10 protein-coding genes are annotated in these 8,824 nt (G+C 42.9%); 5 read left to right on the forward strand and 5 right to left on the reverse strand.

Translation table 11 applies throughout. The annotated features are described in order from the left end of the window. Positions 1 to 200 precede the first annotated feature (200 nt). The 4 genes from B5G04_RS19140 to B5G04_RS19155 form a co-directional block, all read right to left on the reverse strand. The gene (locus B5G04_RS19140; protein WP_087398361.1) at positions 201 to 1,994 is read right to left on the reverse strand and encodes an IS66 family transposase; all 1,794 of its coding nucleotides are present in this window, start codon (positions 1,992 to 1,994) and stop codon (positions 201 to 203) included. A gap of 72 nt (positions 1,995 to 2,066) precedes the next feature. Continuing rightward, entirely contained in the window at positions 2,067 to 2,402 is a 336-nt protein-coding gene (gene tnpB, locus B5G04_RS19145; RefSeq protein ID WP_075317931.1) for an IS66 family insertion sequence element accessory protein TnpB, read from the reverse strand. Next, on the reverse strand, positions 2,396 to 2,758 hold the full coding sequence (locus B5G04_RS20310) for a hypothetical protein (RefSeq protein ID WP_204246993.1): 363 nt from the start codon (positions 2,756 to 2,758) through the stop codon (positions 2,396 to 2,398). The genes tnpB and B5G04_RS20310 overlap by 7 nt, the downstream gene beginning before the upstream one ends. An 83-nt stretch (positions 2,759 to 2,841) precedes the next feature. Beyond that, positions 2,842 to 3,657: a Cof-type HAD-IIB family hydrolase gene (locus B5G04_RS19155; protein ID WP_087247735.1), complete on the reverse strand. Its 816-nt coding sequence runs from the start codon at positions 3,655 to 3,657 to the stop codon at positions 2,842 to 2,844. Between the two features lie 559 nt (positions 3,658 to 4,216). Here B5G04_RS19155 and B5G04_RS19160 point away from each other — a divergent pair. The 3 genes from B5G04_RS19160 (at position 4,217) to B5G04_RS19540 (ending at position 6,076) form a co-directional block, all read left to right on the forward strand. Then, positions 4,217 to 5,092, forward strand: a complete 876-nt coding sequence (locus tag B5G04_RS19160; protein ID WP_162609954.1) for a pyridoxamine kinase — start codon at positions 4,217 to 4,219, stop codon at positions 5,090 to 5,092. A gap of 15 nt (positions 5,093 to 5,107) precedes the next feature. After that, positions 5,108 to 5,776: an MgtC/SapB family protein gene (locus tag B5G04_RS19165; RefSeq protein WP_087398365.1), complete on the forward strand. Its 669-nt coding sequence runs from the start codon at positions 5,108 to 5,110 to the stop codon at positions 5,774 to 5,776. Between the two features lie 111 nt (positions 5,777 to 5,887). Further along, positions 5,888 to 6,076, forward strand: a complete 189-nt coding sequence (locus tag B5G04_RS19540; protein WP_143270499.1) for a hypothetical protein — start codon at positions 5,888 to 5,890, stop codon at positions 6,074 to 6,076. 52 nt (positions 6,077 to 6,128) lie between these two features. Here B5G04_RS19540 and B5G04_RS19170 read toward each other — a convergent pair whose 3' ends face one another. Continuing rightward, entirely contained in the window at positions 6,129 to 6,347 is a 219-nt protein-coding gene (locus B5G04_RS19170; protein WP_022039998.1) for a winged helix-turn-helix domain-containing protein, read from the reverse strand. 259 nt (positions 6,348 to 6,606) lie between these two features. Between B5G04_RS19170 and map the strand changes: the two genes are divergently transcribed. Then, positions 6,607 to 7,464 carry a type I methionyl aminopeptidase gene (gene map, locus B5G04_RS19175; RefSeq protein WP_087398366.1) on the forward strand — a complete coding sequence of 286 codons (858 nt, stop codon included), beginning with the start codon at positions 6,607 to 6,609 and terminating at the stop codon, positions 7,462 to 7,464. Between the two features lie 259 nt (positions 7,465 to 7,723). Then, positions 7,724 to 8,749: a tRNA (adenosine(37)-N6)-threonylcarbamoyltransferase complex transferase subunit TsaD gene (gene tsaD, locus B5G04_RS19180; RefSeq protein ID WP_087213498.1), complete on the forward strand. Its 1,026-nt coding sequence runs from the start codon at positions 7,724 to 7,726 to the stop codon at positions 8,747 to 8,749. The last annotated feature ends 75 nt before the right edge of the window (positions 8,750 to 8,824 follow it).

Raw genomic sequence — 8,824 nt, forward strand, 5'->3', positions numbered from 1 at the left:
AATCGCCCAAAGCACACACGAAAACGGATACATCAAGCCAAGAAAAACTTTTTGGAGAAATTCAAAACAGCTTCTAATATATCTTCATTGGGTATGTGATTATCTTCAATTCCTGTAAGCACTCAATTTAGGGCATCCCCCTTTGAAAAGGCACTTTTGAGTGCCCTAAACCGAGTTTTGTTAATTAATTAGCTTTGAATTTAACATTGGCCGGTAGCCAAAGTGATTTTGTCAGGAACCATGTTAACATAATCCCTGCACCCGTTAAAGATATTTTTGAAAAAAGTTCCGATGAAGTTCCAGACAGAACTTCCATGAAGCTTTACCGTTCCTATTACACTATGGTAAGTCGCAGCCATCTCAGCGCCTGCATCACTACCGTAATGAAGTGAATTGTTGCGTTGGGTAGTCAGCTTCCGGATGGTCCGTTCTGCCAGATTGTTGTCTATCGGAAGATCCCCATCGTCCAGAAAAGCAAATAGTTCCTTCCAAAACTTCTTCAAGTAATTAAGAGCTTCTGTATAATACTGGCTTCTAAATTCTGAATTCTTCGACAGTTCACTCTCCAACAGGCTGCGCAATTCTATCAGGTGTTCCTTCGTTTCCAGGCTTTGCCTTTCCCGCAGTCTCTCTTCCGGAGTAAGACCGGCTTCATCATAAATATGTTCTTTAGAAAAGAACCACTTTAAAAGCTTTGAAAAACGTTCGGCCAGCGGTTCGCCTCCTTGATTACCGGCTTTAACGAACTTATTATTCGCATGGGACATACAAACCTGATGGATAGTATCCTTAAACTGAGCCGATTTCAACTCATCACCGATAAAAACATAAGCATTGTAGCCGTCGGACATGATACTCTTCAATTCCGCATCACCCAGAAAATCCGTAAGCACCTCACGGCCGCGGGAGCCATCCTCATAGAAGAAAATGGCTGTTTTCTGAGCCTTGTTGACCAATACCCAGATATAACACTTCTTATAACGGTCATATTTGCGAACCTTGCACCAGGTCTCATCGCAGTTCACAACCGAGTCCTTTTCCAAGGCAACGGACTTCAATACACGAACCAGTTCATCAAGGTATTTCTTGCCTTTCTTAAGCCAGTTGCGTAAGGTGTTTTTAGAAATGGTCATTCCCATATCCGTCAGCCATTGGTGCAGAAGGCCGAAGGTCACATTCTTTACATAAACTTCATAGGCGATGGCCTGCAGAAATTCAGGAGTGGCTTTAGTCCCCTCAAACTTAGTTACCACCTCCGGATGGCCTTCAGAGGGGAAATAACCCCACTTCGGCTTTTTGCCAGGCTCTGCATAATGGACCATCTCAAAACATTCTTCCGTAAGGAAGGTACGGAAACTGAATACACGCACCATCCTTCTTTCAATGATACGTCCGGGAACCTTTGTCAGATCAGACGGATGCTCTATCGTTTCTCCGGCCACTCCCATCGTCTTATATCCGTCAGGACGATTGCCCAGGTCACGTTCCTTTCGGAGAAGAGCCGGCTCATTCCGGGATTCGTTATTGTCTACAGAATCCGTACGGAGTGTATCGTCCGTACCGTCATAATCATCTTTCTCCTTTTGCCGGTCAGAAGCACTCTTTTCTGCCTTGGAGTGTATCCTTTGACGCCTGTCTCCAAAACGTTCCTGATTGGCAAAATCAAGTCTTTCCTGAAAAGCCTTTGCCTTCCGTTCAGCCGATTGGCGAAGCTTGCGCTCTTCTGATAACCGGTTTTCCAAATCGGACTGTTTCGATTGCATGGAGGACACCTGATCCTTCAGTTCCTTCATCTGAACCATGAAATCCTCCAAGACAAGCTTCATGGCGTCATTTGTCAACCTGAGGTCCTGATTCTGCTCAGCAAGGTATTGTATGTACCGGTCTTTTTGATCGTCTGCCATACCTTCACTATAATTTATAGGGTTCCGTGAGTAGGTTTCCCTACTCAACAATTCCCTTTTTGAGTCTATTATATGTTGCAGTTCGATCATGTTTAAACCTTTGATTTACAGATATAAAGGTACTAAAATAATCGCAAAACCGCAAGCAAATGACCATATTAATTATCTGATTTTTAATGTTTTAACTATAGGGTTTTCCAGTATCAGAACCACATCTTTCCAGTCAATCCGATAAACGGTATCCGCCCCGTTCCGCTCCACTTTCATGAACTGGTAGCCCGCGACAAACTTCTTTTCGAACAGGCTGTATGAACGGTTGGCAAATGAGAACATACGGACTATTCTTCGGTTTCGCGACATGACAATGAAGACATCCCCGTCACAGGGTTCCCGGTGAAGCCGTTCACGGATGATGGACAACACACGGCTGTGCTTGCAACGCATGTCGGTAAAGTCACGCACATAATAAAAATGATTCAGACCGGTAACACTCAGCATAGACCCTCCAGCTTCTCTATCATCCGGACTAAGTCCTGATAGCTTAAATTCTTTTGGGACAAGTGCAATCCATTACTGATACGGATGTCAATCCATATGCGGACGGGATTGTCATTACCGCTTCTTGATACAGGTTTAGGCCGGTCACCAATTTTAGTCTTTTCTTCATGGGTAATCTCAGGAGCACCGTCAACCTGAATCTCAACTACTTTTTTGCGGGTATCCTTAAACCATTTCTGGAAAATGTTATAAGGGACTTTGTTCTTGACACAAAACGATTGGAGAGATTCTCCACGGGGTAACGCCTCCGTCTGGTACTGAAAGTAAAACCTTTCAAGATCTTCACTGCTATACATAATTCTATAAATTTGGTTGGCAGCGAAGTTACCCATTTCAATCAATAGCCATTTTTTGACTGCTTACTCAATTCCTTTCTTTGTTATTTCGTCTTGAAGATGAATTTCTCTACTGCGTGGGCTACACCGTCTTCGTCATTCGAGTACGTGATGAAATCTGCATTTTCACGTACTACCGGTTGGGCATTCGCCATTGCTATGCCGAGGCCTGCATATTGTATCATTGACAGGTCGTTGAATCCGTCTCCTATGGCTATCATTTCTTCCCGCTTCATTCCTGTTTCTTCCAATAGCACCGAGAGCGACTGTGCCTTGTCAATGCCTTTTGGCACCAGTTCCAGAAAATAAGGTTCCGAACGGAATACTCCCATTCTGTCCTTTAACTTTTCGTACATTTCCTTTTCCAATATGGCAAGGCGTTCCGGTTCTCCCACAATCAGGCACTTCGTGATGGGACGGGGAATGGCTTCCAGGAAGTTGTCTACCTTTTTTATTTTCATTACATTCAGCAAGGCTTCTTTCAGTACGTATTCGTCATCAGGGGATTCTGTCAATACAAATTCGTGGTCGTATGTTACTATGGCAAATCTATTATTTGTGGCGCAATTATATAAATAAGGTAATACATCGTTGTCCAGCCATTTCTTATATATCACTTCTCCGGTTTTCCAGTCAATGATTTCACCACCGTTGTATGAGAGAATATACCCTTCGTATCTGTCTAGTTCCAATGCGTTGGCAAGCGGCGCCACTCCGTATGTGGGGCGTCCTGAGGCAAGAACAATTTTCACTCCTTGTTTTTGGGCTTCTATCAGTGTGTCATGCGTATATGTTGTTATTCGCTTCTTAGAGTCGGTCAGCGTACCGTCCAAATCGAGTACCAGTAATTTGTAATTCATAAAATAATAGTCTTAAAATCATTTTGTGTGCAAAGATAAACATTTATATTTAATGAGTGCTCTTCATGCTGTCAATTATGTGCTTCGCACCGTAGGGGTTTATGTATATGGTGGTGTCAACAGAAATCGCCCGAAGCACACACGAAAGCGGATAATCAAGACGAGCAGAATTTTTTTGTAGAAATTTAAAACAGACTCTTAATTTCAATTTAAAAAGTTTGTTTGTTACACAAAAAGTAACGTCCTTTGCAAAAACTAATATGAATGTCCGCAATGACCAATGTAGAGGCGTGCTGCATGCGTCCGAATGCGCCGGCTTATCCATGCGGAGCTTTCAAAAAAGCGTGTGCGATGTGCTCTTACAAGCAATTTGGCAAAATGCGGACATTCATAAAACTAATTTCAATTCTTGGATTTACTTATGGCAGACAACTACATCGAGAAACAATTTGAGTCTTATCAGGCACGGAAGATGGCATGGGAAAAAGAAAACAAGTATAAGCGTAAAAAACAAGTCGCGACCCATGCAGAGCCAATAAAGAACCATCCTTGCGGACGGCTGTTTCACAACCAAAGTAAAAAAATTGTTGCAATACATGACCTCTCCGGGGTAGGACGTGTATCGCTTATGGCAGTTGTGCCTATTCTTTCTTCAATGGGGTTTCAGGTATGTCCGCTTCCTACGGCTATTCTTTCCACCCATACGCAGTATCCTGTTTATTCTTTCCTCGATCTTACTGACGAAATGGTCCGTATCATTGAAAAATGGGAACAGCTTGAAATCCGTTTTGATGCTTTTTATTCGGGATACCTTGGTTCTCCACAGCAAGTTCAGATTGTGGAAGATTTTATTCAGAAGTTCCGCCGCTCTACCGACTTGGTTGTGGTTGATCCGGTTATGGGTGACAATGGAAACCTTTACAAAGGCATAACAGAGGAAATGGTAACTGAAATGAAGAAATTAATCTGTCTTGCTGATATTATTACCCCTAACATGACCGAATTGTGCCGCCTGCTTGATATACCTTTTCAAGAGAAAATGAGTGATGCCGGTCTGAAGGATGCGCTTAAAGCATTGTCGGATAAAGGGCCTAGTATTGTCATCGTAACCAGTGTGCCGGTGCAGGATGATCCGCATTCTACGTCTGTATATGCTTATAACCGTTTCGGGAACCGTTATTGGAAAGTGACTTGCCCGTATTTGCCGGCTCATTATCCCGGTACGGGCGATACGTTTACCAGTGTCATTACCGGTTCGCTGATGCAGGGAGACAGCCTTCCTATAGCGCTGGACCGTGCTACTCAGTTTATTTTACAGGGTATTCGTGCTACATTCGGCTACGAATATAATAATTTAGAAGGCATCATGTTGGAAAAAATACTTCATAACTTGGATATGCCGATTCAGGTAAGCAGTTACGAGTTGGTGGAATAAAATGCAAGTGTCGATATGGATTTAGCTTGGGATTTTGCCCTGCGGTTGTTTTTGGCAGGCGTAATGGGCATATTGATAGGATTGGAGCGTGAGTATCGGGCGAAAGAAGCCGGATATCGTACACATTTTCTGGTGGCATTAGGCAGCGCATTGTTGATGATTGTGTCGCAATATGGGTTTTCGGATGTGCTGGAGCGTGATTTGGTCCGCCTCGATCCCAGCCGCATCGCGGCACAAGTGGTAAGCGGTATCGGTTTTATCGGTGCCGGGACCATTATCCTGCAAAAGCAGATTGTGCGTGGACTGACTACGGCTGCAGGCATTTGGGCCACTTCAGGCATCGGGCTTGCCATCGGGGCAGGAATGTATGGCATTGGCATTGCTGCTACGGTTTTGGTCTTGTTAGGACTGGAAGTGCTGAGTTTTTTCTTTAAAAGCATAGGCTTGCGGAATTTGATGGTAGAGTTTTCTGCCCGTGATAAGGAGGCTATCAAACGGGTGTCGGCTACATTTCATTCGAAAAACTACATTGTGGTATCGTATGAAATGTCTGAGTCATTCGTGAGAGGAGAGGTGGTATACAGCGTAAGCATGACCATCAAGGCAAAACGGCAGAATGAAGAAGGATTGTTGTTGATGTTCATGCAGGATTTTCCTGACATAACGGTGAATAAAATCATTTAAGAAGAAACTGTTTTGAAATTATTGTACGCAAACGAATACACCAGGTCAAGAAAAACTTTTTTGTAGAAATTCAAAACAGTTTCTAAGAAGCTGTTTTGAATTTATCGTGCGATGATTTGGGATGAGTTTTTGAGGCATTTTCGCTTCTGTGATGAGGAAGATAGCGGGCTATCTGACGAAGAACAGAAGCGGAAAGGACCAAAAAATCGCCCAAAGCACACACGAAAACGAACACATCAAGCCAAGAAAAACTTTTTGGAGAAATTCAAAACAGCTTCTAAGAATAGAAGAATTCTTTGAGGATGATGAACTGCTTCTCCCACAAAGAATTCTTCATTCTTCATTTTTAAATTTATCCGATATAGACATTGACTGTCAGGAAAATCCTATCGCCATGTTCGTCCATGTCAAAATCGATTTTGTCTTCGCGTGCCAGCCAGCCGATGGCTGCATTAAGGTCTCTGTCGGTCAATCCTGTCGCTTTTTTGAGTTCGTCATACTCCCAATGGCGGTTGTCTTTTAATTTATTCCAGACAATGCCTGCATGTTCGCCAATTTGAATTTTGTTCATTTTGTTTCGGTTTTAATTAATATTAAATCAAGGTGCTCAAATTTTATAGGCAAAGTAAACGATTTTTGTCCAAACTTTCAACTTTTTCTTTTCCTTTTTTTACTTTTAAACGCAAAAGGCATTAATCAAGTTTGGAAACTGTTTTATTATGGTCGAAAGCGCAGTCGTGAAAAGTATGATTATCAAATTTTGTCGGTTGCTTTTTGATTTAACGAGAAATTTCTACCTTTGCAGGTAGATTTTAATTCGAATCAAGATTATGGTAAAAAGGAAGAAGCTAAACTGGAGGGTGCCTAAGGGCACAGAATTGACCGAGCTGGACAAAAAGGTACTTTATTACCAGGACAAAGGGCATTTGGTCCCGTCTCGTGATTTAATCAAGACTCCAGAGCAGATAGAAGGCATACGGCGCAGCGGTCTGCTGAATACGGCTGTGCTTGACAAGGTGGCAGAAGAAATCCGTGAGGGGATGAGTACTGCTCAAATAGACAGAATCGTTTACGATTATACGGTGAATCATGGTGGCATTCCTGCCTGTTTGGGATATGAGGGTTTCCCCAAAAGTGTATGCACCTCTATTAATGAAGTGGTATGCCACGGCATTCCTTCGGAAGACGAAATCTTGGAAGAAGGTGATATTATTAACGTAGATTGCACTACAATCCTTAATGGATATTATGCAGATGCATCACGTATGTTTATTATCGGGAAGACAACCCCGGAGAAAGAAAAGCTTGTACAGGTGGCACGCGAGTGTATGGATATCGGTGCCGATGCTGCCCAACCTTTTGGTTTCGTAGGTGATATCGGGCATGCAGTCGAAAAACATGCCAAAAAAAATGGTTTCTCTGTGGTACGTGATTTATGCGGACATGGGGTAGGGTTGGACTTTCATGAAGAACCTGATGTGCTGCATTACGGACGGAAAGGTACAGGCATGTTGCTGGTACCTGGAATGGTGTTTACCATCGAACCGATGATTAATATGGGCACATGGGAAGTATTTATTGATGAGGAAGACGGCTGGACAGTAGTGACGGAAGACGAGCTGCCATCTGCCCAGTGGGAACATACTTACGTAATGACCGATAATGGACTGGAGATATTGACGTATTAAGAATAATGTGCTAATTTGTTAATTTGCTAATTTGCTAATTTGCTAATTTGCTAATGTGCTAATTTGCTAATGTGTTAATTTGCCAATGTGTTAATTTGCCAATGTGTTAATTTGCCAATGTGTTAATTTGCCAATGTGTTAATTTGCTAATGCGTTAATTAATTTTCACATTACCACATTCTCACATTAGCACATTGATACATTGCCACATTAGCACATTGATACATTGCCACATTGTCACATTGATTAATTACTGATTATGAATAACGATATAATAATATTAGGAATAGAGTCTTCGTGCGACGATACGTCTGCTGCCGTTATCCGCAATGGGGTGTTGCTCTCCAGTGTCATTGCCAGCCAGGCTGTACACGAAGCTTATGGAGGGGTAGTGCCCGAACTGGCTTCACGTGCACACCAGCAGAATATTGTGCCGGTGGTGCACGAAGCGCTAAAGCGGGCGGGCGTGACGAAAGAACAGCTAAGTGCCATTGCTTTTACCCGTGGTCCCGGACTGATGGGTTCGTTGCTGGTAGGCGTTTCTTTTGCCAAGGGATTGGCTTTGGCTTTAGGTATCCCTTTGGTGGATGTCAATCACTTGCAGGGTCATGTGTTGGCGCATTTTATTAAAGAGTCTGAGGAAGATACGGATCAGCCTAAGTTTCCGTTCATTTGTTTACTGGTATCGGGTGGTAATTCGCAGATAATTCGTGTAAATGCCTACAATGACATGCAGGTGTTGGGGCAGACCATCGATGATGCGGCCGGAGAAGCTATCGACAAATGTTCGAAAGTGATGGGGTTGGGTTATCCCGGCGGACCGATTATTGACAAACTGGCACGTCAGGGAAATCCGGATGCGTTTACATTCAGCAAACCACATATTGGGGGATACGATTATAGTTTTAGTGGATTAAAGACATCGTTTCTTTATTCACTTCGTGACTGGTTGAAGGATGAACCGGATTTTATAGAACATCATAAAACCGATTTGGCCGCGTCGCTGGAAAAAACGATTGTCGATATCTTAATGGATAAATTGCGTAAGGTTGTAAAAGATACAGGTATTACTGAAGTGGCGGTTGCCGGAGGTGTATCGGCAAACAACGGGTTGCGCAATGCATTCCGCGAGCATGCTGCAAAATACGGATGGAAAATCTATATTCCTAAATTTGGCTATACAACAGACAATGCTGCAATGATTGCCATCACCGGTTATTACAAATACTTGGACAAGGATTTTTGTTCAATAGACAAACCGGCATATTCGCGTGTGGCACTTTAGAAGCTGTTTTGAATTTATCGTGCGATGATTTGGGATGAGTTTTTGAGGCATTTCCGCTTCTGTGATGAGGAAGAT

This window comes from Bacteroides sp. An51A (assembly GCF_002161565.1).
Classification (GTDB): Bacteria; Bacteroidota; Bacteroidia; order Bacteroidales; family Bacteroidaceae; genus Phocaeicola; species Phocaeicola intestinalis.